The sequence below is a fragment of the Paenibacillus sp. FSL M7-0896 genome, from assembly GCF_037975415.1.
Lineage (GTDB): Bacteria > Bacillota > Bacilli > Paenibacillales > Paenibacillaceae > Paenibacillus_AQ > Paenibacillus_AQ silagei.
Window position 1 is genome coordinate 2571271 of the sequence record NZ_CP150250.1, and the last position, 25359, is coordinate 2596629.

Sequence of the window (25359 nt, forward strand, 5' to 3'; positions counted from 1 at the left end):
ACTAGACCCCCCTGTTCTTGGGTATGCGAACCGTAATCTGTGTGCCATAGCCTTCCGAGCTGTCCAGACGGATACCATATTCGGGCCCGAAATACAGCCGCAGCCGCTGATGCACATTCTGCAGGCCGAAGCCGCCCTGGCCGGTGTCCTCGGGTTCCTCCGACTGAATGGGATGCTCAACCGATTCCCTTAGCGCCTCCAGCCGCCCGGCGGGGATGCCGATGCCATTGTCCGAGACCGTAAGCATAATGGTGCCTCCGTCGGTGTACCCGCCAATGCGGATGAGTCCCATGCCCCGCTTATTCTTAATTCCGTGATACAGGGCATTCTCAACCAGCGGCTGCAGGGTCATATTCAGAATCGGATACTCCTGCAGTTCCTCCGCCACCTCCACCTTGAACTCCAGGATGTCGTGGTAGCGCATCTGCTGGATGATCAGATAGCTCTGCACATGGGCAAGCTCGGAGCGGATCTGTATCCAGTCGCGCCCGTTGTTGAGACTAAGCCGGAAGAACGCGGATAACGCCTTCACCAGCCGGATCACGCCATCGTGATTCCCCGCTTCCGCCATCCAGACAATAGAATCCAGCGTGTTATATAGAAAATGAGGGTTAATCTGCGCCTGAAGCGTCCGCAGCTCTGCCTTTTGCAGCTGCTGCTGCTTACGGATGCTCTGGGCCAGCAGCTCTTTGATCTGCTCGACCATGATGTTGAAGCTCTGTCCGAGATCGGCGATCTCATCGGTACCGTCCGGCTTGACTTTGGCTTCCAGATAGCCACTTGCGGTCAGGCGCATCTTGTGCTGGAGCAGCTGGATGGGCCGGGTTAGCCGCCGGGTCAACAGATAATGGAGCGTAATCGCAAAAATAATGCTTAAGGCCACGCTGATAATAATCAGCTGCCTGATCCGGTTCGCCTCGGCCACGATCTCCTGCAGCGGGGCTATGCCGATAATCGTCCAGCCTGTTGCAAGCGACGAGGTATGGACGATGAACCGGGGCGGTCCGCCCATCTGAAGCACGAAGCTGCCGCTTCTGCCCCGTTCCCCCGCAGGAATCAGGTTGTCCTGAATAACGGCAAGTTCTCCCGCCCTCACAGGAGGAACATAGAGGGGATTGTTCTGCTCGTCCAGCAGGTAGAAGAATCCGGTAGTGCCGATCGTCACCTTGTCGCAGAACTCTTTAATGAAGGAATCGCTCAGATCCACAATGATATAACCGATGACCTCATGCGTAATCCGCTGCTTGACCGCCGTCATAATCGAGATCACGCCCTCGTCCCCGTAGGTGAATCCGTCCACCCGGTCATAGCCGGTTATCAGCGGCGGGGGCACCCGGAGGATCAGCTCCGGATGCTGGGATAACGCCTGAAAATGCGGATTGCGCAGCGGGTTGCTAGCCGACTGGAAGATTCCCCGGCGCTCGCTGATGCCTTTGCCGTACAGATTAATCAGGCTGATGTTGAGCACATTCTCATACTTGTAGGTGTCCCGGTAGAGGGTGAAGGTCTGCAGAATGTCCTTGGCCTCCTGATAGGTCTCCGACTGTGAGAACAGAAAGTGGATGACCTGAGGATTATTGCTAAGCTCCAGCAGACGCTCGGTATCCTTGAACAGGTTGTCCATATTCGTTCCCAGCATTTCGGCCTGAAGCATGCTTGAAGCCTTGCTGTGACTGGAAATGGATTGGTAGGATTTCTGGTAGGAAATGAGGCCGACGGCAATCAGCGGTATGGTGGACAGCACTATGAACAAAGCCAGCAGTTTGGCTCTAAGACTGGAGGAGATCCAGCGTGTAATCCGCATTATCGGGAATTCCCTTTCACAAGTAGAGTAGATGCCGTTCCTAACTCTATTTTATAACAAATATTGGAATACCGAAACAAAAAAGAAAGCGCAAACAAAATATCCACCTTTTGAATAAAAAAGTACACCAAAATACCTATTCGGAGGGAATAAACCCAAAATTAGAAAGTAAACGCCAAAGGCTGCCCGTATAATGCTCTTCTGTAAGCGTTCTATAATGGGCACAACACCGGAACAAGGTGAACGTCAAGGGGGAGGAATAAGGAGATATGAAGAAGCTTGGAAAAGTGGGGGCTGTGCTGGCCCTGACCCTGTCCATGACCCTGTTAGGGGCATGCAGCAGCAATAACGGCGGGAACACGGCGGCGGATGCGGGTAAGACAGACAGTGCAGCAACGAAGGCGCCGGCGGCAAATGCCACCAAAGAGGCCAAGGACATCACGCTCGGCTTCTCACAGGTTGGGGCGGAGAGCGGCTGGCGCAGCGCGAATACGAAGTCCATTCAGGATTCAGCCAAGGAAGCAGGCTACACGCTGAAATTCTCGGATGCCCAGCAGAAGCAGGAGAATCAGATCAAGGCGCTGCGTTCTTTTATCCAGCAAAAGGTCGATGTCATCTCCTTCTCTCCGGTAGTAGAATCCGGCTGGGATACGGTGCTGAAGGAAGCGAAGGCTGCGGGCATCCCGGTTGTTCTGACAGACCGTGCGGTAGATTCCAAGGACACCTCACTGTATGTTACCTTCCTGGGCTCCGATTTCGTGGAAGAAGGCCGCAAGGCAGGGAAGTGGCTGACTGAGCAGTATAAGGACGCTTCCGAGGACGTTAACATTGTAGAGCTGCAGGGAACTACAGGCTCAGCTCCGGCTAATGACCGGATGGCAGGCTTCGCCGAGACCATTAAGGATAACCCGCACCTCAAGGTCATTGCTTCACAGACCGGCGATTTCACCCGCGCCAAGGGCAAGGAAGTCATGCAGGCCTTTCTGAAGGCCAATAAGGATATCGATGTGCTGTATGCCCATAACGACGATATGGCGCTGGGGGCGATTCAGGCGATTGAAGCAGCAGGTCTGAAGCCGGGCCAGGATATCAAGATTATCTCTGTCGATGCCGTGAAGGACGGCATGCAGGCGGCCAGTGAAGGTAAAATCAACTTCATCGTCGAGTGCAACCCGCTGCTTGGACCTCAGCTGATGCAGGTAGTTAAAGATGTGGTCGACGGCAAGCCGGTAGAGGCCCGGATCGTGACCGAGGAGACAACCTTCACTTCCGAGCAGGCCAAGGAAGCTTTGCCTAGCCGCCAGTATTAAATACTATATAAGACACACTAAAGAAATTAACGAAAAGCAAAAAGAAGCGGAGGGGAAATTTGGAACTGGAGGAGCGGCAGCGTCCGCCTTTGTCAACGGATTTCAACCGCGAAGAGCGGATTAAATCAGGAAATCTGTTGAAGGGCAGCGGCCGGAAGTCCAAATGTTCACCGCAGTGACGACCAAGCTTCGAGTTCAAACCTTAAGTGTGTTTTATATAGCAGTAAGTCGGGTAGAAAACTTGCTCCGGCGGTCCTTGAACCGCCGGAGCGGTTGTCTATGGAGAAGAAGGAGTGGATATAGCTATGAGCACACAGCAGCCCATACTGCAAATGACCCGGATCCATAAACGGTTTCCGGGGGTGAAAGCTCTGACAGATGTGAGTCTGCGCCTGTTCCCCGGCGAGGTTCATGCCTTGATGGGCGAGAATGGCGCTGGTAAATCCACCTTGATCAAGGTGTTGACCGGCGTCTATTCAATTGATGAAGGCCTTGTGGAGATGGAGGGCACAGCCATCTCCATGCGCAGCCCGCAGGAATCGCAGGCTGCGGGCATCAGCACCGTGTATCAGGAGGTGAATCTGTGCCCCAACCTGACCGTGGCTGAGAATATCTTCATCGGCCGGGAGCCGCGGCGGTTCGGCTGCATTCAGTGGAAGCAGATGAACCTTCAGGCAGCGGAGCTGCTCCGGGAACGGATGAATCTGCACATTGACGTCACCCTGCCTCTACAGAGCTACTCTGTAGCAGTTCAGCAATTGGTTGCCATTGCCAGAGCGCTGAATATCTCGGCGAAGGTGCTGATTCTCGATGAGCCGACCTCAAGCCTGGATCAGAACGAAGTGGATCAGCTGTTCCGCATTATGAGGAAGCTTCAGCAGGAGGGGCTGTCGATCCTGTTTGTGACGCATTTTCTGGACCAGATGTATGAAATCTCCGACCGGGTCACCATTCTGCGCGGCGGTGAGCTGGTCGGAGAATACATGGCGAACGAGCTAAGCCGCCTGGATCTCGTACTCAAAATGATCGGCAAGGAGCTTCATCTGCTGGATGAGCTGCCTGAGCTTGCGGCACAGGACAAGAACAGCCTGGGCGATGAGCTGCTGAGGGCGGAAGGGCTGGGCCGCCGGGGCGGAATCGAGCCGTTCGACCTGAATATCCGTAAGGGAGAGGTCGTCGGACTGGCCGGGCTGCTGGGTTCCGGGCGGACGGAGGCGGCCCGGCTGTTGTTCGGTGCCGACAAGCCGGACTTCGGGCATGTGATCCTGCCGTCAACTGGCGGTGGGGTGCACTCCCCCCGGGAAGCCATAGGACGGCGGATTGCCTTCTGCTCGGAGAACCGCAAGACCGAGGGGATCATCGGCGATCTGACAGTAAGAGAGAACATTATTCTGGCGCTCCAGGCCAAGGACGGGATGTTCAAGACGATCCCGCGCAAGCGGCAGGAGGAGCTGGCCGGAGAATACATCCGTATGCTGAATATCAACCCTCCCAGCCCGGACCAGCTGATCAAGAACCTCAGCGGCGGCAATCAGCAGAAGGTGCTGCTGGCCCGCTGGCTGCTGACGGAGCCGGAGCTGTTCATCCTCGATGAGCCGACGCGGGGCATCGATATCGGAGCCAAGGCAGAGATTCAGAAGCTGGTGCTGACGCTCTCCCGGCAGGGGATGTCGTTCCTGTTCATCTCCTCGGAGCTGGAGGAGGTGCTGCGGGTCAGCGACCGGATCGCCATTCTGCGCGACCGCCGCAAGGTGAAGGAAATTTCAGAGAAGGACATGAGCCAGCAGCAGATTATGCAGGCGATTGCGGGAGGCTGAACCGATCATGAGCTCAATAATGAAGCATCATTTATTCTGGCCGCTGTGCGTTCTGGCTGCACTGCTGCTGTTCAACCTGTGTTATTCGCCGGATTTCTTCTCGATCACCGTCCATGACGGGCATTTATACGGCAGCTTGATCGATATTCTGAACTTCGGTGCCCCGCTGATTCTGGTAGCTATCGGGATGACGCTGGTAGTGGCTACCAAGGGGATCGACCTGTCGGTCGGTTCCATAGTAGCCATCTCAGGCGCCATCGCCTGTCTGAGCATCAGCAGAGCAGCGGATCAGAACAGTCTGGGGCTGATCCTGACCTCGGTGCTGCTCGCCGCAGGCTTGTCCCTGATGCTGGGGGCCTGGAACGGACTGCTGGTCTCCGGGGCCGGGATTCAGCCGATTATTGCCACGCTGATTCTGATGGTTGCGGGAAGAGGCATCGCCCAGCTCATTACCGGCGGACAGATTATTACGGTAACCAGCACCAAGTATGCGTACATCGGGTCCGGTTCACTGGCGGCGCTGCCTTTCTCTATTTTTGTCGTAGCTCTGGTTCTGGTGATCGCTCTGCTGCTTACCCGGCGGACGGCCCTCGGCCTGTTCATCGAATCGGTGGGCTGCAATCCGGCCGCCAGTAAGATGTCCGGCATCCGTGCCCACTTAGTTATCTTGTCTGTCTATGTGTTCTGCGGCTTATGCGCCGGTATCGCCGGCCTGCTGCTTAGCTCGAATGTCTCCAGCGCTGACGGCAATAATGCCGGTCTCTGGTATGAGCTGGACGCTATTCTCGCCGTGGTCATCGGCGGGACGTCGCTGAACGGCGGCCGCTTCTATCTTACCGGCACCGTGATCGGAGCGCTGATCATCCAGACGCTGACCACCACCATCTACATGATCGGCGTCCCGCCGGAGATTACGCTGGTTGTTAAGGCCTGTGTCGTCCTGGCCGTCTGCCTGATCCAGTCGGATACCTTCCGCGCCGCGATTGCCGCCCGCTGGAAGTCGCGGCATTACCCCGCTGAGAAGGAGATGAGCCGTCATGTCTCTTAACCGCAAGTATATTCCGATCGTTGTCACCATTCTGCTGTTCATCGTCATGTTCACCGCCGGTTCCTTCCGGTACACCGGCTTCTTCTCCCTACAGGTGCTGATGAATCTGCTGGTGGACAATGCTTTTCTGCTAATCACGGCGGTGGGCATGTCGTTCGTTATTCTGTCCGGCGGCATCGATCTGTCGGTCGGCTCGGTGATTGCGTTATCCACAATGGTCTCGGCAAGCCTCGTGCAGCAGCAGGGCTGGCCGCCCGCCGTGGTCATCCCGCTGGTACTCCTGATGGGGGCCGTATTCGGCACGGTCATGGGGGCGATTATCCATTATTTCGCCATCCAGCCGTTCATCGTCACACTGGCCGGAATGTTCCTGGCCCGGGGCTTATGCTATGTCATCAGCATCGATACCATCACCATCGATAACACCTTCTACACCGCCATGGCCCAGACGCGAATTCCGCTGCCGGGCGGCAGCTTCCTCTCCATCAGCGCGGTTATCGCTATACTTGTCGTAGCAGCCGCTATCTTCACGGCCCACTATACCCGGTTCGGGCGCAATGTGTATGCCCTTGGGGGCAGTGAGCAATCGGCACTGCTGATGGGGCTGCCTGTGGCGAGAACCAAGGTGCTGGTCTATACGCTTAGCGGGCTATGCTCGGCGCTGGCAGGCGTGGTGTTCACCTTTTACATGCTGTCGGGGTATGGGCTGCATGCCGTCGGCTTCGAGCTGGATACTATCGCGGCGGTCGTCATTGGCGGCACACTGCTGACCGGAGGTGTAGGCTATGTGCTGGGTACCTTCTTCGGTGTACTGATTCAAGGCGTGATTCAGACGATTATCAGCTTCGAGGGCACACTCAGCTCCTGGTGGACGAAGATCGTCATCGGCCTGCTGCTGTTCATCTTCATCCTGCTGCAGCGGGTGCTAAGCTCCAGGCGGCTGACTTTAAAAGAATAAGCACTGCGCATAGAGAGGAGAGACAATTTATACTTGTCTCTCCATTTTTTTGAAATATAATGTATATGTTTCACGCTATACATTATCCTTCTATTTCTCGCCGAAACGGTACCGTCCTTTAAAAGGATGGCAAAGCCGTTTCCACTTGCTATATAATTGTAATCGCTATCATACGGAAGGGGGGATCTGCTTGCGAACGGTAAAAGAGTGCCTGGTGCTGCTGTTCTTCGTCCTAACACTGATGTTGCTGGGAGGCTGCACGGGTGGCGGGAATAACAGCGGGCAAGAGTCTATTCCCATGTCCGAGCCTTCGCCTGCGGCCCTTACAGGCCTGCTGCCATCCGCAGCGGAGAGTGCCGCTGACAACAAGCCTATCGTGCTGGGCTTCTCCCAGCTCGGGTCGGAGAGTACCTGGCGGGAAGCGAACACCGCCTCGATCCGCGAAGCCGCGGGGGAGGCGGGGATTACGCTGCTGCTGAAGAACGCCGAACAGGATCAGCAGCAGCAGTTCGAGGCCATCCGCTCTTTTATCCGCAGCGGGGTCGATGTGATCGCCATTGCGCCTGTGGTGCAGACCGGCTGGGAGCCAATTCTGCTGGAGATTAAGCAGGCCGGAATTCCGGTGATTATCCTGGACCGTTCAGTGAATGTACCGGACAGCTCGCTCTATGTCACGTTCATCGGCTCTGACTTCTACGAAGAAGGGGTGAAGGCGGCCAAGTATGTGAGGGACAAGATGCGCCATCACAGCGAAGAGATCCGCATTGCCGAATTGCAGGGAACCGTAGGCTCAACGCCGTCCATCGACCGCGGGCGCGGGTTCCGCAAGCTGATCGCGGATCAGCCGAACCTGCGGATTACCCTGAGCGCCCCGGCGGATTTCACGCGCAGCGGTGGTCATGAGGTGATGAAGGCCTTCCTGCAGCAGCCGAAGGAGAAGTGGCCCCGCGTACTCTATTCCCACAATGACGATATGGCGATCGGCGCGGTAGAGGCCATTAAGGAGGCCGGGCTTGTGCCGGGGGAGGATATAATCATTGTGTCGGTGGACGGGACGCGGCGGGCATTCGAGCAGATGGTGGCGGGAAGCATCAACGCGGTGGTCGAATGTAATCCGCTGCTCGGGCCTCTGCTCATGCAGGCCGTGAAGGAGATTATGGCCGGACGGACCCTGCCGAAGCGGATGGTGACCCCGGAGGATATATACACCCAGGAGCTGGCTGTAATAGAGATCAACAACCGCAAATATTAAGACAAAAAAACCAAAAAATTTCAACTTTTCAAACAAAAATCTACATTGTTCATTGGGCAGAAGTATATTAAGATGATCTCGAATAACAAATATTAGTAGATTCATTCAAGTAATTCAATAGGAGGGGAGGATTGTGAGCTTCCGGCATAAGTAACGCATCCGATTGAAAGGGTTTACAAAAAATTGTAATGGAGGAGAATGCCGATGTTCAAAAAGCTCTCGGTGCTTGCGATCACCTTTGTTCTGCTGCTGGGCTGTCTGCCTATGCTGTCTGCTCAGGCGGCAGGGAATGCCACAGCCAAACAGCCGGGAAATTCCAATCCGCTGATGGACCACAAGCTGGGTGCCGATCCCTTCGCATTGACGTACAACGGAAGAGTCTATATCTATATGTCGAGTGATGCCTATGTCTATAACAGCAACGGAACCGTGAAGGATAATGATTTCAGCGCACTGAACAAAATTAATGTCATCTCTTCGGCAGATATGGTGAACTGGACAGACCATGGCGCCATCCCGGTTGCCGGAGCCAATAATGTCAATGGTTCTGCGGGTATTGCCAAATGGGCCTCGCTCTCCTGGGCACCTTCAGCAGCCGTCAAAAAAATCAACGGCCAGGATAAATTCTTCCTGTACTTCGCCAACGGGGCGTCAGGCATCGGGGTACTGACAGCCAACTCTCCGATTGGCCCATGGTCCGATCCGCTCGGTAAAGCGCTGGTGACAGGCAGTACACCGGGAATGTCCGGGGTGACCTGGCTGTTTGACCCGGCGGTGCTGGTCGATGACGACGGCAGCGGCTACCTGTATGCGGGCGGGGGCATCCCCAACACTTCGGACCCGGCATCGATTGCGAGTCCCAAGACAGCCCGCGTGCTGAGACTGGGTGCGGATATGACCAGCATTGTTGGAAGCGCCTCCACTATTGATGCTCCCTATATGTTTGAGGATTCGGGCATCCACAAGTACGGAGGCAAGTATTATTACTCGTATTGCTTCAACTTCTCCGGCACGCACCCGGCTGCCTATCCGGCAGGTGAAATCGGGTATATGGTCAGCAACAGTCCGATGGGACCTTTTACGTACACCGGGCATTTCCTGAAGAATCCTTACACCTTCTTCGGGGTAGGCGGCAACAACCACCATGCGGTATTTAACTTCAACAACCAATGGTACGTAGTCTATCACGCCCAGACTGTAGCGAAGGCTGTCCTTGGTGACGGCAAAGGCTACCGTTCTCCGCATATCAACAAGCTGGTCCATAATTCGAACGGAACCATCCAGGAGGTTCAGGGAGACATGGCGGGCATCGCCCAGATTGCCAATCTCAATCCGTACACCCGGGTGGAAGCCGAGACGATCGGCTGGAATGCAGGCATTACAACGGAACGTACGCAGGCTACGGGCGGTCCTGTCAGCAATATGAATGTGACCAATATTAACAATGGAGACTGGGTTGCTGTGGGCAATGCCGATTTCGGCTCCTCCGGCGCTTCCAGCTTCAAGGCGAATGTGGCTTCCGCCACAGGCGGCGGTAAAATCGAAATTCGGCTCGACAGCGCAACCGGCCCGCTGGTCGGCACGCTGAATGTTCCTAATACAGGAGGAGCGCAGTCCTGGCAGGAGGTACAGACTACGGTCAGCAATGCGACAGGGGTGCACAGACTCTATCTGGTCTTCACCGGATCAGGCTCCGGCAATCTGTTCAACTTCGATTACTGGCAGTTCTCTACGGGCGGCGATGGCGGCACGACACCTCCTCCGGTAAGCAAGGTGGAAGCGGAGGACATGACGCTCAGCGGGACCTATGCGGGCAAGATCACTTCCCCTTTCAGCGGAGTGGCGCTGTACGGGAATGATGACGCTGCTGCATTCAATCAATATTATGCCTACGGTACGCATAACTTCTCGGTCCGGGGGGCTTCTAACAATTCCTCTACGGCGCGGGTGGATCTGCTGATCGGCGGTGTGAACGTTGGCTCCTTCAATTTCAGCGGCACAACGCCCTCGGTACAGACGTTGACCAACGTGGCCCACGCCACCGGCAATCAGGAGGTCAAGCTGGTCGTAACCACGGACAATGGAAGCTGGGATGCCTATGTGGATTATATTGAATGGAGCCAGTGACGAGGCAATGGGGCGGGAGGAATGGGATTATGGCTAAAAAGGCAGGGCTGTACCTGCTGGCAATTTCGCTCATGCTTGGCATCCTGTTCAATCCTTCTACGGCTGCGGCGGCGACCTTCACCAACCCGTTTATCTATGCCGATGCCCCGGACAATGATGTCATCAGGGTAGGCAATGTGTATTACATGACCAGTACCACCATGCATATGACCCCCGGAGTCCCTATCATGAAGTCCTATGATCTGGTGAACTGGGAAATCGTGAACTATGTCTACGATACGTATGCGAACGGGGATTCCCAGAACCTGAACAACGGACAGAATGAGTATGGCAAGGGTTCCTGGGCCAGCAGCATCCGGTACAATAACGGGATCTACTATGTGTCCTTCGGGTCCAACTCAACCGGCCGGACTTATATCTATCAGACCTCGAATATTGAAAATGGCCCCTGGACCTCATCGGTCCTGAACAGCTATTATCACGATGCGTCGCTGCTGTTCGACAATGGCCGGGTCTTCCTGGTGTACGGAGTGGATAATATCAGCCTGATTGAGCTGACGGCAGATGCCAAGGCCATTAAGTCTGGCGGAATCAGTCAGGTCATCATCCCGAATTCCAGCAATATTGCCGGTTCGAGCTTCATCGTGAAGGCCGAAGGCGCGCATATCCAGAAGATCAACGGCTATTATTATGTGTTCCTGATCTGCTGGCCTTCGGGAAGCGGACGCACCCAATTGACTTACCGCTCCACCAGCTTAACTGGAGGCTATACGGGGCAGGTGTCACTTAACGACTCGGGCATTGCCCAGGGCGGAATCGTGGACACGCCATCCGGCTCTTGGTACGCGATGCTCTTCAGAGACAGCGGGGCGGTCGGGCGGATGCCGTATCTGGTGCCGGTAACCTGGTCAGGGAACTGGCCGGTCTTCGGAAGCGGGGGCAAGGCGCCGCGGACCCTGAACCTGCCTGCCGAAGGGTATCCGGTGAAGAAGGTGTACGCGTCAGACGAGTTCACAGCCCCATCTTCAGGCTCAGGGCTGGCTAAGGTCTGGCAGTGGAACCACAATCCCGATAACTCGAAGTGGTCGCTGACTCAGCGCCAAGGCTTCATGCGGCTGACGACCGGCAAGGTAAGCACAAGTCTGCTGGATGCCCGGAACACGCTGACCCAGCGGACGTTCGGACCGAAGAGCACAGGCGTCACGGCTCTGGAGACGGGCGGAATGAAGGACGGGGACGTTGCCGGACTGGCTGCTTTTCAGGCGAAATACGGGTTCGTCGGCGTGAAAATGTCCGGCAATTCCAAATCCATTGTGATGGTCAATGCCAGCTCCGGGTCTATGACTCAAGTGGCTAATGTGCCGCTCAGCCAGAACAGAGTCTATCTGAAGGTGCTCTGCGATTTCACTAATCAGACGGATAAGGCGTACTTCTCCTATAGTCTGGACGGCAACAACTGGACATCCATAGGGAATACGCTGCAGATGTCTTATACGCTGCCTCACTTTATGGGCTACCGGTTTGCACTGTTTAATTATGCGACGAAGTCAGCGGGCGGCTATGCGGATTTTGATTATCTGCGTCTGGAATAGCTTGTTTGAATTTCAACCCAATTAGAAAAAGGAGATGTATTCAATTGAAGAATAGAATCAAGAAGGTTGTGGGCGGGCTTGCCTTAGCGAGTGTCCTGCTCACCTCTGTGATGGCAGGCAATGCCAGCGCAGCAATTACCAACGGATCGAAGTTCCTGGGGAATATTATTGCAGGCAGTGCGCCCAGCAACTTCACCACCTATTGGAATCAGGTCACCCCTGAGAACGGCACGAAATGGGGAGCGATTGAAGGCAACCGCAACCAGATGAACTGGGGCAATGCGGACATGATCTATAACTATGCGATTAGCAAAAACATCCCGTTCAAGTTCCATACCCTGGTCTGGGGAAGCCAGGAGCCTAACTGGGTTGCCGGCTTGTCGGCAGCGGAGCAGAAGGCGGAGATCAGCTCATTCATTACTCAGGCAGGGCAGCGTTATTCGGCCAAGTCAGCCTTCGTGGATGTCGTCAATGAACCGCTGCATGCCAAGCCTTCGTACCGCAATGCCATCGGCGGTGACGGAAGCACCGGCTGGGATTGGGTCATCTGGTCCTTCCAGCAAGCCCGGGCGGCGTTCCCGAATTCCAAGCTGCTCATCAATGAATATGGCATTATCGGTGACCCCAGTGCGGCCGATAAGTATGTGACCATTATCAATCACCTGAAGTCCAGAGGACTGATCGATGGTATTGGTATTCAGTGCCACTATTTCAATATGGATAACGTAAGTGTGAGCACCATGAATACTGTACTGGGTAAGCTTGCTGCAACAGGCCTGCCAATCTATGTCTCCGAGCTGGATATTACCGGTGATGACAACACCCAGCTTGCCAGATACCAACAGAAATTCCCTGTGCTCTGGAACCATCCTTCCGTTAAGGGCGTAACCCTCTGGGGCTACATCCAGAATCAGACTTGGGCAGCCAATACCCATCTGGTGAATTCCAACGGTACAGAGCGCCCTGCCCTGAAATGGCTGAAGCAATACCTGGGCGGCTCGTCAGCCCTGATGGAAACCACCGACACCCAGGACATCACCGACAGTCTGATCCAGCCGGACAGTGTGGTTGAACCAGACCTGCAACTGGATCTCCAGCCCGTGCTGGAACCCGTTCCGGCCGAGTAAGCTGAGGTAGGCCTTCACCATAAGGGCTGTTGCCAAAGTGTGAACAAGGCTGTTACTGATGTATGAATATGGCTGCTCCCCAGCGTGATAAGATGCGCCGGGAGCAGCCTTTTTTTGGTGGGATGCAGTGCGGAGGTGCATAGGCCGAATGTAGTCGAAAAACCGAACACATTGGTTAGTGCGTAGGTGGGCGGGCCAAATGTAGGCGAAAAAGCGAACACATTGGTTAGTGCGGAGGCGCGTGGACCAAATGTAGGCGAAAAAGCGAACACATTGATTAGTGCGGAGGCGCGTGGGCCGAATGTAGGCGAAAAACCGAACACAATGTGCGTTTGCAGATGGACCGTAAGGCTCCTTGTGATCTTTATCTTGCGTTCGCTGACCAAAAGTGGCACACTAGTGCTAGATATGTCAAACGTGGCAAAGAATGCCCCGCTCCCTTCTCTTGCAGAAGGAGGCGGGGTTTTGTGCGTTTAGAGAATAATTTCATTGCAGAGCGGGGGAATTAAAGTGGGCTTTACAGAAGAACATGACCAATGGTTAAGCAAGCATTTGAAACGAAGAAAGGGGGAGCGGCTCGATGCACTTAAGCGGGGGCATAGCTACGGTAACCGCTTATTCGTTGAATGTGTGTGGTGGCCGCTTACCGGACATTTTCACGGACTCCATCCGGAATATGAAGTTAAGGACTGGCGCGGCAGATCCTATTTTATCGATTTTTTGTGGATGGCGGGTTCCTCGCGTATTGCATTTGAGATTATGGATTACGGATCGCATGGAACGGACCGGAGCAAATACCGGATGGACTTGAATCGCGGCCTCTTCCTGCAATCACAGGACTACATGGTTCTCTATATCTCGTTGGATGAGATGAAAGAGAATCCGTCTTTTGTCCTCTCCACACTGCGGAACGTTCTGTCTCCTTATTTGTTGGCAGGAACTGCTAATAGAAGCACAGAGAAATCCTATTCCAGAATTGAACGAGAATTGATGAGGTTAGCTATCCGTAACTATCGTGTCCTTCGTCCCGGCGATGCAGCGAGAGAGCTTGAGCTACACTACACCACAATTATTAAATACAGCCGTATGCTGGTGGATAAGGGGAAATTCCGCCCTATAGCGAGAGGGACATCTCCACGAGTTACATATTACGAGTACATAGGTACAATTCAAAGTCCAGATCTGGTCTGATAAACAGTGTCACCTGCATGTAATCGGAAAACCGATTACAATCGGCCGGGCGGGTGGCGTAGCCGGAAATGTAATCGGAAAACCGATTACAATCAGCCGGGCGGGTGGTGTAGCCGGAAATGTAATCGGAAAACCGATTACAATCGGCCGGGCGGGTGGTGTAGCCGGAAATGTAATCGGAAAACCGATTACAATCAGCCGGGCGGGTGGTGTAGCCGGAAATGTAATCGGAAAACCGATTACAATCAGCTTGATGGGTGGTGTAGCCGGAAATGTAATCGGAAAACCGATTACAATCGGCCGGGCGGGTGGCGTAGCCGGAAATGTAATCGGAAAACCGATTACAATCGGCCGGGCGGGTGGAGTAGCCGGAAATGTAATCGGAAAACCGATTACAATCGGCCGGGCGGGTGGCGTAGCCGGAAATGTAATCGGAAAACCGATTACAATCAGCCGGACGGGTGGTGTAGCCGGAAATGTAATCGGAAAACCGATTACAATCAGCTGGATGGGTGGCGTAACCGGAAATGTAATCGGAAAACCGATTACAATCGGCCGGATGGGTGGTGTATCCGGAAATGTAATCGGAAAACCGATTACAATCAGCTGGATGGGTGGCGTAGCCGGAAATGTAATCGGAAAACCGATTACAATCAGCTGGATGGGTGGCGTAGATGGAAATGTAATCGGAAAACCGATTACAATGGCCCCTATCCGCTACCCCCACCCCCATCCGCCGAAGGAAGGGACAGCGTCCCCTCCCTATACACCTTCCTGTACTGTGAAGGCGTGTACGAAGTGACCTTCTTAAATATCTTCGAGAAGTACAGCGGGTCGTGGTAGCCGACTGAGTAAGACAACGACTTCACCGACAACCGCGACTCCGCCAGCAGCTCGGAGGCCCGCCGGATGCGCACGGTGGTCAGGTAGCCGGAGATAGAGGTGCCCGTCTCTTTTTTGAACAGCCGGAACAGGTAACTGCGCTCAATCGACACATATTCCACCACATCCAGCACCGACAAGGAAGACTTCCAATAGTTACTCTCAATATAGGCCTTCGCTGACCCTACATAGTCCTTCTTGAGACTGGCCTGCTCACTCGGATAATACTCCATGTAATACGACAGCAGCAGATGAAGCGCCGCATCCGAGCGCTCCCGTGCATACGGCTCCTGTTGATACCCCTTGACCTGATCGAACATAGTTCTGAAATCCTGCGGGGCAGCCGTTACAACGGGCTGGTCCGGTGAGATATGAATCATGGCAAGCAAGCGCAGAGCCTCCGCCCCGCTGAATTCAATCCAGCAATACGCCCACGGGTCCTGCGGATCAGGATAATAATACACCTCCGTCTGCGGAAAAATCATGAAGCTCTCACCCGTCTCCACAGGGTGTACCGCCTGGCCGGTCTTCAAGTAACCTCTGCCGCTCACGATATAATGCAACGCATATACATCACGGACGCCGGGTCCCCATCTGTGCAGATTGGGGGGCTTGTACCCGTTCCCTTTTACCATTGGACCCTCATTGAGTCCATATTCCCTAGAGTTCATAGTTGGCACCTATATCCTTCATCTTAGAACTTCTGTTATTAGAATCTTAAGTCTGTCTTCTATACTATAAGACGAATACAACAAATAAACAAAGGAAGCGTATTCAAAAATGACAACGCTTTCTTAAGAATGTTGGCTTACGCCGTCCCCGGGCTTGCAGGTAAACTAAAGGTACGAGGGAGGAGCGCATATGGAATTGGAAACACAGCCAAGAAGTCTCGGAACCGGCGGCGGCCGGCGGTCGATATTATGGAAGCGGTTTAAAAAACAGAAAGTACTGCATTTGTTCGTCGGGCTAGGCATGATCTATCTGCTGATCTTCGCGTATACTCCGATGTTCGGCATACTGATGGCGTTCAAGGATTACAGCATCTCCAGCGGCATCAAAGGAATCTTCACCAGCGATTGGGTCGGGCTGAGGTATTTCGATGAATTCGTTCATGACTATCAATTCGGCAAGCTGGTCCGCAACACGCTGGTCCTTAGTCTGCTGAAGGTCATCTTCGCCTTCCCGGCGCCGATCCTGCTGGCGATCATGCTGAACGAAGTGAAGCACATGGCCTTCAAGCGGTTTGTGCAGACAATCAGCTATCTGCCGCATTTTATCTCCTGGGTGGTCGTGGTTGGCGTATCCTATGCCTTCCTGTCCGCCGATGTCGGTGTGGTCAATAAAGCACTGATGGCGATGGGCTTCACGGATGAGCCGCTGGCCTTCCTGACCAGTCCGAATTACTTTTGGGGGCTGGCGGTAGGGAGTGCGGTGTGGAAGGAGATGGGCTGGTGGACGATTATTTTTCTGGCGGCGATATCGGGGATCAGTCCTTCCCAGTATGAGGCTGCTGAGATTGACGGTGCCGGAAGGCTGGCGCGAATCCGTTATATCACCCTGCCGGGGATGAAGGGAACCATCGTTGTTGTGCTGGTGCTGACCATCGGGAGTATTCTCGGCGGCGGACTGGTCGGCTCCAACTTCGAGCAGGCCTACCTGTTAGGCAACAGTATCAATAATCCAACCTCTGAGATTGTCCAGACCTACGCATTCAGGGTGGGGTTAAGCGACGGGCGGTTCTCCTATGCAGCGGCGATAGATTTAATTCAATCGGTGATTTCGGTAGCGCTGATATTCTCCAGTAACTATATTGCCAAGCGGGTATCAGGCTCCAGTCTGTTTTAGAGAGAGGAGGGAAGGCTATGCTGAAGAGTCAGCGGCAGAAGGATTTGGTTTTTGACAGCGTGATCTATGTGGTATTGTTCATTATTATGCTCACAATGCTGTATCCGTTCTATTATGTGTTAATTGCTTCCTTCAATAAAGGCTCGGACTCGCTGCTGGGCGGTGTGTATCTGTGGCCCCGGAACTTTACCCTGGAGAATTACCGGGTGTTCATGGATGATCCCAAGTGGGTGAAGGCGTTCCTGATCTCCGTACTGCGGACGGTGTCCGGCACCTTGCTCGGACTGCTGCTCACCAGCATCGTCGCTTACGGTCTATCCCATAGAGATCTGTTATTCAGCAAGGTCTATTTCACAGTGATCGTATTCGCCATGTACTTCTCCGGCGGGCTGATCCCTTATTATGTAGTCCTGCGTTCACTAGGCTTGTTAAATTCCTTTGCAGTGTACATTATCCCGTCTATGCTCAGCACGTTCTTCCTGCTCATTGCGATCTCGTTCTTCCGTGAAATTCCCGCTGAGCTAAAAGAATCTGCGCACATAGACGGGGCCGGTGAGCTTACGATATTCTTCCGCATCATCCTGCCGGTCTCAACGCCGGTGCTGGCAACTATGGCCTTGTTCATGGGGGTCGGGCAATGGAATTCCTGGCTGGATTCGGCTTATTTCGTCCAGTCCGAGGAGCTGCGTACGCTGGCCTTCCGCATGATGGAGGTCATCAACAAGAGCAACTCTCCGATGGATTCGCTGGCGGTAGCCAACAGTGCCTCGGCGGGTGTGACCAGCTTCTCCTTACAGGTCACTTCAATGGTGGTGTCGATTGTTCCCATTATCTGTGTGTACCCGTTCCTGCAGAAGTATTTCGTACATGGCATCATGCTGGGTTCGGTAAAAGGCTAGGCCAGTGCTTCAGCGTTCAAATGTTCCATTGCACATACAGCTCATTAATTCAATCATGGAGGGATTAGCTTGAACAAAAGCAGAAGCTTCAAGATCGTTGCAGCCGCACTCTCAATGGCCGTCGTGTTATCCGCCTGCGGCGGTAACGGGGGAAATACCGGCCAGCCCGCCCCGTCCGGCAGCCCGGACGCCGCAGCAGGCGGGAATGCGCCGGCCAAGCCCGGACAGGTGAAGGAGTTAAGCCTCTTCATCGATGCGTCGTGGTACCCGGTTACGGAATGGAAGGGCCCGGTCGCCGACATGATTACCGAGAAGACAGGAGTCAAGCTGAAGGTTACGGTCGCTACCGATGATAAGCAGCTTCCGCTGATGATTGCCTCCGGTGACCTGCCGGACCTGGTGTTCACCTCTTCCAACATAGACCGGTTATCCGACTCGAAGCTGTCATATTCCTGGAATGAGCTGATTGAGAAATATGCGCCGGATTTCAAGATTGACAAGACCCGGATTGCCATTCATACCATGGATGACGGCAAGTTCTATACCGTGCGGAACTCCTTTGCGACCCAGGAGGAGATGAAGAATAGTAAATATTCGTTAGGCAGCGACGGCAACCCGGGCATCGCGGTCCGGGAGGATATTCTGAAGGAGCTGGGGAATCCGCCGATCAAGACCCTGGATGATTTCGTCAAGGTGCTGGGCATGGTCAAGGAGAAATATCCCGAGATGGTCCCGCTGATCATGGACAAGGACTGGATCGAACAGTATTTCCTGGCCCAGTTCGGTACGGAGACTCTGCTCGACGGCTGGTATGAACAGGACGGCAAGGTGGAATATGCGATCAGACAGCCCAAAATGCTGGACTTCTTCAAGTTCATGAATAGCCTGTACCGCAACGGCTATATCCTGGCTGAGAATTTCGCACTGGCCAATGACCAGATTGATGATCAATATGCTACGGGCGGCAAAGCCTTCGCCCATAGCCATACGGTATCCACGGCAGATACCGATAACATCAAGATCAAGAGCAATCAGGGGAACTTCTCCTTCAAGATGCTGCCAAGCGTATTGTCGAAGGATGCCAAGGTAGTCAGCTCAGGACTCGGCTTCTCCGGAACCTTCATCACCAAGAAGAATAAGGACCCGGAGGCCTCCATCAAATTCCTTCAGTATCTGGCGAGCGATGAAGGCAAGAAGCTGACGATGTTCGGAGTCGAAGGGGTACACTGGACCTGGAATGAGGAGGGTCACCCCGACTTCAAATATAATCCGTCCGACGCTGATTTCGTGAACAGCAACGGGATTAAATGGTGGTATCTCTATAACGATGGGGTTACCGAAGGTATGCTGTCCTATGTTCCTGAGCTGCAGAAGACCCAGGCGCTGATGGAACTGAAGGCGGTCCGTATCTACAAGCCGGAGCTCGGCTTGATCCAGACCCAGCCGGATTCACAGGAGAAGACCATTAAGACCAAGATCGATGAGATGGTCAAGAATGAGAAGGTCAAAATCTATCTGGCTGAATCGGAGGAAGCCGCAGTAGCAGCCTATGAGAATATGCTGAAGAACGCAGAGAACATCGGCCTGCAGAAGCTGACCGACTGGGCGAATGCGACCTATCAGAAGAAGAAAGAACTGTTCAAGTAAGCGAATTCCTGCCGGTAGAGACCTGTCTCTACCGGGTTTTACATGTTCATGGTAGGATTAGAGAACACAAGTCGGGCACCGGAGGGACAGACTGCCGTGAGCATCGTACGCAAGATGATAGTAGGATATATCTTTCTGATTTTTATTCCTGTAGTTACGTTTGGCTACTATTATTATAGTAAGATCTATGACAGTGTAAGCAGCCAGTTTGTGGAGAGCCGTCAAAAGATACTGGAGCAGGCCTATGCCAATATGAAGGCGGATCTGGCCCGGATTGATTCCACCCAGCGTATGCTGCAGTACAACCCGTATGTCACTGACTATCTGGACGGCAGCTATGAGACGGACTCAGAGAGCATATATGCCTATAACCGTTATATCAATCCGGTGATTTTGCAATCGCTTAATATCAGTCCTGAGATCGACACGTTCAGAATCTATATAACCAAGCAGGGCGTGCTGCCCATTACTGACCGGCTGCTCGAACTATCGGCGCTGGATGAACAGGGTGCCGAGGCTACCCGTATGCTGCGGCCGGGACAGGGCAAGTGGATCATTCCCGATCCTGAGGTGGAAGCGCCCCCGCTGGTATTCTACCAGAAAATATATAACAATGACTTTACCGAGATTGTGGGATTGCTGGAGCTGCGGGTCGGCAGTGAGCTGATCCGCAAATTCTACCGGGCGACAGGCGGAGGGGATTGGACCGCGCTGCTTCTGCCGGCAGAGGGCGGGCCGCTGGAGCGGGAAGGTATCCCCGCAGCGGTGGACGATGCCACCTGGAGAAGACTGACTTCGGGAGAAGCGCAGACCTATTTTATCAACCGGGAGGTCATTGTTAATCAGCTATATATGAAGGAACTGGGCGTACGTGTCGCCGTCATCGGCAAGGTATCCGAGGTGTTCCGCTCGATCCGGAGCCAGGAGCTGGTGATGATTACGACATTCGCGGTGCTGCTTGCGTTATTGTCGTTCGCCTATTACACACTCGCATCAACGATTACGAAGCGCGTACTCCGGCTCGCCAGACATATGCGCAACCTGAATGATGATAATCTGAAGCAGTCCATCAGCAAGGAAGATAAGCCGGGCCGCAGAGATGAGATCAGCTTCCTGACTGAGACCTATAATTCGATGCTCCTGCGTATGGATGAGCTGATCAACAATGTTCACCGGGCCGAGCTGCGCAATAAGGAAGCCGCTTACAAGGTGCTCCAGGCCCAGATCAAGCCGCATTTTCTCTATAATACGCTGGAGACCATCCGCATGCTGGCTGAATCGAACAACGACAAGGAAGTGGCGGAGATCTCTTACTGGTTCGGTAAGCTGATGCGCTACAGCCTGTCCGCCCAGGACGATCATACCGTTCTCTCCCAGGAGCTTGAGACCGTGGTCTTCTACCTCAATATTCACAAAATGCGGCTGCAAAAAAGACTTACCTATGAGGTCGATATCGCTGTGGCTGCGAAGACCCTGATCTGTCCAAGATTCATCCTCCAGCCGCTGGTTGAGAATAGTATTATTCACGGAGCTGCTGTGACGCTGCGGCCGGTCCATATCCTGATTCAAGCGCAGGAGACGGCAGAGGAGATCCGAATCAGCGTATCCGACAGCGGCATTGGCATTCCTGAGAACCAGGTGCGGCTTATTCAAGCTCGGTTATCCCGCGGGGAAGAGGTGAAGACTCAGGAAGAGGCGGAGGGAGGCGTGGGCCTGTATAATGTCAGCGAGCGAATTAAATCATTTTATGGCGGGACCTCACGGCTGGTTCTTGAGAGTGAGGAGGGCAAGGGGACCTGCCTGACCATCATCCTATCGAAAGGGGCGGCAGAGCAAGCATGAGAATTCTGATCGTAGACGATGAGCCGATTATCCTTGGAGGGCTGGTGAAGGTGATTGGCGGAGCCGCGCCGGTCGGGGCTGAGATCCGCGAGGCCGGTGACGCCTTCGAGGCGCTTCAGATTATGAAGGAATACATGCCGGATGTGACGGTAACCGATCTGCATATGCCGGAGAAGAACGGGTTCGAGATGATGGAGGAGGCGAAGGAGAACGGTTTATGTGAGCGCTTCATTATTCTTACCGGACATGATGACTTCGAATATGCCCGCCGGGCGCTCCGCTACGGGGTAGTGGACTACCTGCTGAAGCCGGTGGATAAGGAGGAGGTAGCCCGGCTGCTGAGTCAGGTGAACCGGAATCTTCCCTCCCTGGACAGTACGGACTGTCCGCCTCATGCCAAGCGGATTCTTGCCTATACCCGGCTGAATTATATGAATGACCTGTCCCTGGATCATCTGGCCGAGCTGATGAACCTTCATCCGAATTACATCAGCAGCCTGTTCAAGAAGGTCACGGGTGATACCTTTGTCAATTACCTGAATACCACCCGGATCAAGGAAGCGCAGAAGCTGCTGAGCCTCCACCGGGATCTGCCGATAGTCGAGATCGGACGCCGGGTCGGGTATGAGAACAAGCATTACTTCAACAAGGTGTTCAAAAAATACACCGGCAGCACCCCGGGGGCTTACCGGGAAGACCACTGAAGCATGCGCTCGGCCGGGAGGCCGGGAGCAAGGATGGGGCATGCTGTACCTACACGCCTCTCTTGGCCTTCCGGCACTTCAGATTGTACGTACGCCCGTAGGCTTTGCCGTATCTCACGATCCGGTCCAGCATCCGGGTATCCTTCAGCTTGGTGAACGGGCAGGGATCAGGGGCGGTGTTCACTTCCAGAATCCAGGGAGTCAGCCGCCGGTCCAAGGCCACATCCAGGCCGATTTCCTTAAGTCCGGGATAGGCAGAGCTTAACTGGAGGGCGCACTTCACGCCAAGTCCGTACATTTGGGCAAGCAGAGACTTGTGCTTCTCGGAACGGGTGTAAGCCTTCAGCAGCGTCTCCACCGGATAGATGGTTCCGCCCTGGCTGCCATTCGTAACCACCTTCTGCGGATGCGCCACGCGTCCCGCCGCTCCTGTAGCCTCCCACTTTCCCTGAAGATTACGCTGCACCATCACACGGATATCAAAAGGCCGTCCGCCGTAAGTCAGCAGCCGGATGCCCTTTTGTACCAGATAGGACCGGCCCCGGGTCTCCGCCAGGAGGGACTGATAGGCCTCGTTATAATTACCGAATGTGCTTATCCTTGTCCCTGCCTGATAGCGGTAGGACCGCGCGTTCCCCGAATCAGCCCCGCTTCCGCCAGCGCCGCTATTGCTCCGCAGTATCCGCTGTTCAACCCTTATGACCCCTTCGCCTAACGAACCGCAGCAGGGCTTAATATAGACCATCTGATGATTTTGCAGCATGGCCTGGAGTACTCTCCGGCTTAGTTTTCGGGTCTCCGGGATATGCCGCTTTAATTCAGACTTCTTCGCCAGTATCGTTGTCTTCGTTAATTTATTGGATATTCGGCTGATTTGCTCCTTCATGCCAATCCCCCGTTCTATGGACTCTAATAGGCTATAGTACGGTACAGAGCCGGATTTGGCTTGGGCGGATGCCCAGGGGCTGAACACACAGGCAGATGATTACATAGATTATTGAAGGTATTCATCCGGGAGGCTGCGTTCAGGCAACCGGTGCGGGAGGCGTCGAAAGGAATGGCGGAGCAGTGGCGGGATAAAGTAAACGAAGTAATCAGGTACTTCCCCTGGTACAAGGATCTTATCGGCAATGAGCACGTGAATTACAGTCTGGAGCATCTTCCCCTTATGACTTCGGATCTGCTGGATACTCATTATTATAATAACGAACCCGATGCTTCTCTTGCCGTCTACCGGACCTCGGGCACCAGTACAGGACGGCGCAAATCAATCGTCTATTCGGAAGAGGATGAACAGCATTATATCGATATCAAAACCAGCCTGTTCGAAAAATTGCTTCAGGGAAGCGGATGTGCCCGGGCGCTGGCGGATATGGGGACCGGACATGCTGCGAATACGGCGCTGGCTATTTTTGCACGGCTGGGACTGGTTAACAGCTCCATTCCTTTCGAGTTGCCGGTAGAACAGCATATTGAGCGTATTCAGGCTTTCCAGCCCGACCTGCTGTACACCATGCCCTCTATCCTGGATCATATCGTATATGCTGCGGAGGACCCCCGGGCATTTGGAATCCGCAAAATCATTCTGGTCGGCGAGATCGCCACCCGGGAGTGGCAGCAGAATATGGCCCGCCTGTTCGGCCTGAGGCCGCAGGATATTACCGATACGTACGGGTCGATTGAAATCGGCACGATTGCTTATTATTCGCATGAGCTGGGCCGGTATCTGCTGGCTGAAGGCATCGTTGCCGAAGCTGTGGGAACGGAGATCGTAGGGGAAGGACTCGACCCGCTGGGTAACGGCGAAGGCATTCTCGTCCTTACCTCAACCGTGCGTAAGCTGCTGCCTGCCCTCCGGTTTGTCACCTATGATGTGGTGAGGGATTTCAGGACCGTGCAGGTAGACGGCGTGGAGCGGCAGAGCTTCCAGTCCATCGTCAAACGGGTGGGCCGTGAGCTGAAGCATGGGGAGAAAATCAGCATCTACGATATTGAACAGGTGGTCTACCGTCATCTTCAGCAGGCCAGGGTCCGGGTCGGGGTCAGCCATAATGCATTATCCGTGTATATCCAGAGCAGGTCAGCAGCTCCCTCCTGCATTCCGGTCATCAGGGAAGAGATCAGGGCGTGCATCCCGGAGATTGGTCTGATGATCGCAAATCACCTGCTTGACGATATTGAGGTCATTCTGACGGAAGAGGACGAAGAGCTTATCGGCGGGCAGGTGAAGAACAAGAAGCTGTATTACCGGAAAGATCAAACGGAGCAGCAGACAGTGGAGCAGCGGGCAGAGCCTCAGCTTAACAGCGGGATTTTATCGGCTATCGGACATACACCACTCCTGAAGCTGGATAATCTGTTTGCTGCCAGCGGGTTCAGCGTTTACGCCAAGCTGGAGCTGATGAACCCGGGAGGAAGCGCAAAGGACCGCCCAGCCTTGCGGATGATCCGGGAAGCCTGGAAGGAAGGCCTTATCGGACCGGGGACCGTCATTATTGAATCCAGCTCCGGGAATATGGCGATCAGCCTGGCCATGATATGCAAGCAGCTCGGGATGACCTTCATCAGTGTGGTGGATGCCAGAACCACCGGGATGAATCTTCAGCTGCTGAAGACTCTGGGTGCGGACATTGATTTCATTGACCGCCCTGATCCTGAAACCGGGGAATTCCTGCCGGCCCGGCTGAAGCGTGTGCAGCAGCTGCTCGCGGAGATACCGGGCAGCTATTGGCCAAATCAGTATGCCAATCCCAATAACTATCTATCACATTATGATACGACCATGCCTGAGATCGTGACGGAGCTGGGGCAGGTCGATTACCTGTTCTGTAGTGTCAGTACCTGCGGGACGATAAACGGACTGGCAGAATACGTGAAGGACAATGGACTGCGGACCCGGATTGTGGCGGTGGATGCAGAGGGTAGCGTTATTTTTGGCGGCCATCCGAAGAAGCGGCTCTTCCCTGGACTGGGTGCCGGTATTGTGCCCCCGTTATGCAGACTGGACCTGATCGACCGGATTGTGCATGTTGCCGACGCCGATATGGTGAAGGGCTGCCGGGCGCTGGCCCGCAGGGAATCCATTCTGGCCGGAGCCTCCTCCGGGGCAGTGCTTGCTGCTATTCGGCAACTTAAGGAGGAGATTCCTCCCGGCGCAGTCTGCACCGCCATCTTGCATGATAAGGGAGAACGGTATCTCGATACGGTATACTCGGACACCTGGGTGCAGAGCCAATTCGGAGTGGAGCTGTCGGTAGCAGATGAAGAGTTCCTACCTTGACCGTAGAAGGAGGAGACAGGTATAAGAATCTCCG

At 54.3% G+C, this 25359-nt stretch carries 19 protein-coding genes; 16 read left to right on the forward strand and 3 right to left on the reverse strand.

Annotated features, from left to right (window positions below):
- Window position 1 precedes the first annotated feature (1 nt).
- On the reverse strand, window positions 2-1804 hold the full coding sequence (locus tag MKY12_RS10645; protein WP_339313729.1) for a sensor histidine kinase: 1803 nt from the start codon (window positions 1802-1804) through the stop codon (window positions 2-4).
- Window positions 1805-2073: 269 nt separating this feature from the next.
- On the opposite strand from MKY12_RS10645, the gene MKY12_RS10650 reads away from it, so the two are divergent.
- The 10 genes from MKY12_RS10650 (at window position 2074) to MKY12_RS10695 (ending at window position 15028) form a co-directional block, all read left to right on the forward strand.
- Window positions 2074-3114 carry an ABC transporter substrate-binding protein gene (locus MKY12_RS10650; RefSeq protein ID WP_036729933.1) on the forward strand — a complete coding sequence of 347 codons (1041 nt, stop codon included), beginning with the start codon at window positions 2074-2076 and terminating at the stop codon, window positions 3112-3114.
- Between the two features lie 305 nt (window positions 3115-3419).
- The gene (locus tag MKY12_RS10655; RefSeq protein WP_339313730.1) at window positions 3420-4931 is read left to right on the forward strand and encodes a sugar ABC transporter ATP-binding protein; all 1512 of its coding nucleotides are present in this window, start codon (window positions 3420-3422) and stop codon (window positions 4929-4931) included.
- Between the two features lie 19 nt (window positions 4932-4950).
- Window positions 4951-5979, forward strand: coding sequence for an ABC transporter permease (locus MKY12_RS10660; RefSeq protein ID WP_339313731.1), 1029 nt, complete (start codon window positions 4951-4953; stop codon window positions 5977-5979).
- Complete coding sequence (yjfF, locus tag MKY12_RS10665; RefSeq protein ID WP_339313733.1) at window positions 5969-6937, forward strand: galactofuranose ABC transporter, permease protein YjfF; 969 nt, start codon at window positions 5969-5971, stop codon at window positions 6935-6937. The genes MKY12_RS10660 and yjfF overlap by 11 nt, the downstream gene beginning before the upstream one ends.
- A gap of 190 nt (window positions 6938-7127) precedes the next feature.
- Window positions 7128-8189: an ABC transporter substrate-binding protein gene (locus MKY12_RS10670; RefSeq protein ID WP_339313734.1), complete on the forward strand. Its 1062-nt coding sequence runs from the start codon at window positions 7128-7130 to the stop codon at window positions 8187-8189.
- Between the two features lie 204 nt (window positions 8190-8393).
- Window positions 8394-10316 carry a carbohydrate-binding protein gene (locus MKY12_RS10675; RefSeq protein ID WP_339313736.1) on the forward strand — a complete coding sequence of 641 codons (1923 nt, stop codon included), beginning with the start codon at window positions 8394-8396 and terminating at the stop codon, window positions 10314-10316.
- Between the two features lie 29 nt (window positions 10317-10345).
- Window positions 10346-11908, forward strand: a complete 1563-nt coding sequence (locus tag MKY12_RS10680) for a glycoside hydrolase 43 family protein (protein ID WP_339313737.1) — start codon at window positions 10346-10348, stop codon at window positions 11906-11908.
- 95 nt (window positions 11909-12003) lie between these two features.
- A complete protein-coding gene (locus MKY12_RS10685; RefSeq protein WP_339314851.1) occupies window positions 12004-13035 on the forward strand; it encodes an endo-1,4-beta-xylanase in 1032 nt (343 codons plus the stop codon).
- Between the two features lie 552 nt (window positions 13036-13587).
- A complete protein-coding gene (locus MKY12_RS10690) occupies window positions 13588-14226 on the forward strand; it encodes a hypothetical protein (RefSeq protein WP_339313738.1) in 639 nt (212 codons plus the stop codon).
- Window positions 14227-14479: 253 nt separating this feature from the next.
- Window positions 14480-15028 carry a hypothetical protein gene (locus tag MKY12_RS10695; RefSeq protein ID WP_339313739.1) on the forward strand — a complete coding sequence of 183 codons (549 nt, stop codon included), beginning with the start codon at window positions 14480-14482 and terminating at the stop codon, window positions 15026-15028.
- Here the strand turns inward: MKY12_RS10695 and MKY12_RS10700 are convergent.
- Window positions 14937-15779 carry an AraC family transcriptional regulator gene (locus MKY12_RS10700; RefSeq protein ID WP_339313740.1) on the reverse strand — a complete coding sequence of 281 codons (843 nt, stop codon included), beginning with the start codon at window positions 15777-15779 and terminating at the stop codon, window positions 14937-14939. The genes MKY12_RS10695 and MKY12_RS10700 overlap by 92 nt on opposite strands.
- A gap of 190 nt (window positions 15780-15969) precedes the next feature.
- Here MKY12_RS10700 and MKY12_RS10705 point away from each other — a divergent pair, with 190 nt between their 5' ends.
- The 5 genes from MKY12_RS10705 (at window position 15970) to MKY12_RS10725 (ending at window position 22045) form a co-directional block, all read left to right on the forward strand.
- Window positions 15970-16953, forward strand: a complete 984-nt coding sequence (locus tag MKY12_RS10705; protein WP_036729919.1) for an ABC transporter permease subunit — start codon at window positions 15970-15972, stop codon at window positions 16951-16953.
- Window positions 16954-16970: 17 nt separating this feature from the next.
- Complete coding sequence (locus MKY12_RS10710) at window positions 16971-17852, forward strand: carbohydrate ABC transporter permease (protein ID WP_036729917.1); 882 nt, start codon at window positions 16971-16973, stop codon at window positions 17850-17852.
- 69 nt (window positions 17853-17921) lie between these two features.
- On the forward strand, window positions 17922-19499 hold the full coding sequence (locus MKY12_RS10715; RefSeq protein WP_235192010.1) for an extracellular solute-binding protein: 1578 nt from the start codon (window positions 17922-17924) through the stop codon (window positions 19497-19499).
- Window positions 19500-19613: 114 nt separating this feature from the next.
- A complete protein-coding gene (locus MKY12_RS10720; RefSeq protein WP_245368352.1) occupies window positions 19614-21341 on the forward strand; it encodes a sensor histidine kinase in 1728 nt (575 codons plus the stop codon).
- Window positions 21338-22045 (forward strand): response regulator, encoded by a 708-nt coding sequence (locus MKY12_RS10725; RefSeq protein ID WP_036729911.1) that lies wholly within the window; start codon window positions 21338-21340, stop codon window positions 22043-22045. The genes MKY12_RS10720 and MKY12_RS10725 overlap by 4 nt, the downstream gene beginning before the upstream one ends.
- A 49-nt stretch (window positions 22046-22094) precedes the next feature.
- Here MKY12_RS10725 and MKY12_RS10730 read toward each other — a convergent pair whose 3' ends face one another.
- Entirely contained in the window at window positions 22095-22931 is an 837-nt protein-coding gene (locus MKY12_RS10730) for a YheC/YheD family protein (RefSeq protein ID WP_339313741.1), read from the reverse strand.
- A 111-nt stretch (window positions 22932-23042) separates the two neighbouring features.
- Here MKY12_RS10730 and sbnA point away from each other — a divergent pair, with 111 nt between their 5' ends.
- The gene (gene sbnA / locus MKY12_RS10735; RefSeq protein ID WP_339313742.1) at window positions 23043-25325 is read left to right on the forward strand and encodes a 2,3-diaminopropionate biosynthesis protein SbnA; all 2283 of its coding nucleotides are present in this window, start codon (window positions 23043-23045) and stop codon (window positions 25323-25325) included.
- Window positions 25326-25359 lie beyond the last annotated feature (34 nt).

Coding starts and splice junctions, on each gene's coding strand:
- MKY12_RS10705 (WP_036729919.1), top strand. CDS start 15,970: ATGGAATTGGAAACACAGCCAAGAAGTCTCGGAACCGGCGGCGGCCGG.
- MKY12_RS10645 (WP_339313729.1), bottom strand. CDS start 1,804: ATGCGGATTACACGCTGGATCTCCTCCAGTCTTAGAGCCAAACTGCTG.
- MKY12_RS10700 (WP_339313740.1), bottom strand. CDS start 15,779: ATGAACTCTAGGGAATATGGACTCAATGAGGGTCCAATGGTAAAAGGG.
- MKY12_RS10675 (WP_339313736.1), top strand. CDS start 8,394: ATGTTCAAAAAGCTCTCGGTGCTTGCGATCACCTTTGTTCTGCTGCTG.
- MKY12_RS10655 (WP_339313730.1), top strand. CDS start 3,420: ATGAGCACACAGCAGCCCATACTGCAAATGACCCGGATCCATAAACGG.
- MKY12_RS10710 (WP_036729917.1), top strand. CDS start 16,971: ATGCTGAAGAGTCAGCGGCAGAAGGATTTGGTTTTTGACAGCGTGATC.
- MKY12_RS10680 (WP_339313737.1), top strand. CDS start 10,346: ATGGCTAAAAAGGCAGGGCTGTACCTGCTGGCAATTTCGCTCATGCTT.
- MKY12_RS10660 (WP_339313731.1), top strand. CDS start 4,951: ATGAAGCATCATTTATTCTGGCCGCTGTGCGTTCTGGCTGCACTGCTG.
- MKY12_RS10720 (WP_245368352.1), top strand. CDS start 19,614: ATGATAGTAGGATATATCTTTCTGATTTTTATTCCTGTAGTTACGTTT.
- yjfF (WP_339313733.1), top strand. CDS start 5,969: ATGTCTCTTAACCGCAAGTATATTCCGATCGTTGTCACCATTCTGCTG.
- MKY12_RS10725 (WP_036729911.1), top strand. CDS start 21,338: ATGAGAATTCTGATCGTAGACGATGAGCCGATTATCCTTGGAGGGCTG.
- MKY12_RS10650 (WP_036729933.1), top strand. CDS start 2,074: ATGAAGAAGCTTGGAAAAGTGGGGGCTGTGCTGGCCCTGACCCTGTCC.
- MKY12_RS10730 (WP_339313741.1), bottom strand. CDS start 22,931: ATGAAGGAGCAAATCAGCCGAATATCCAATAAATTAACGAAGACAACG.
- MKY12_RS10695 (WP_339313739.1), top strand. CDS start 14,480: ATGGGTGGTGTAGCCGGAAATGTAATCGGAAAACCGATTACAATCGGC.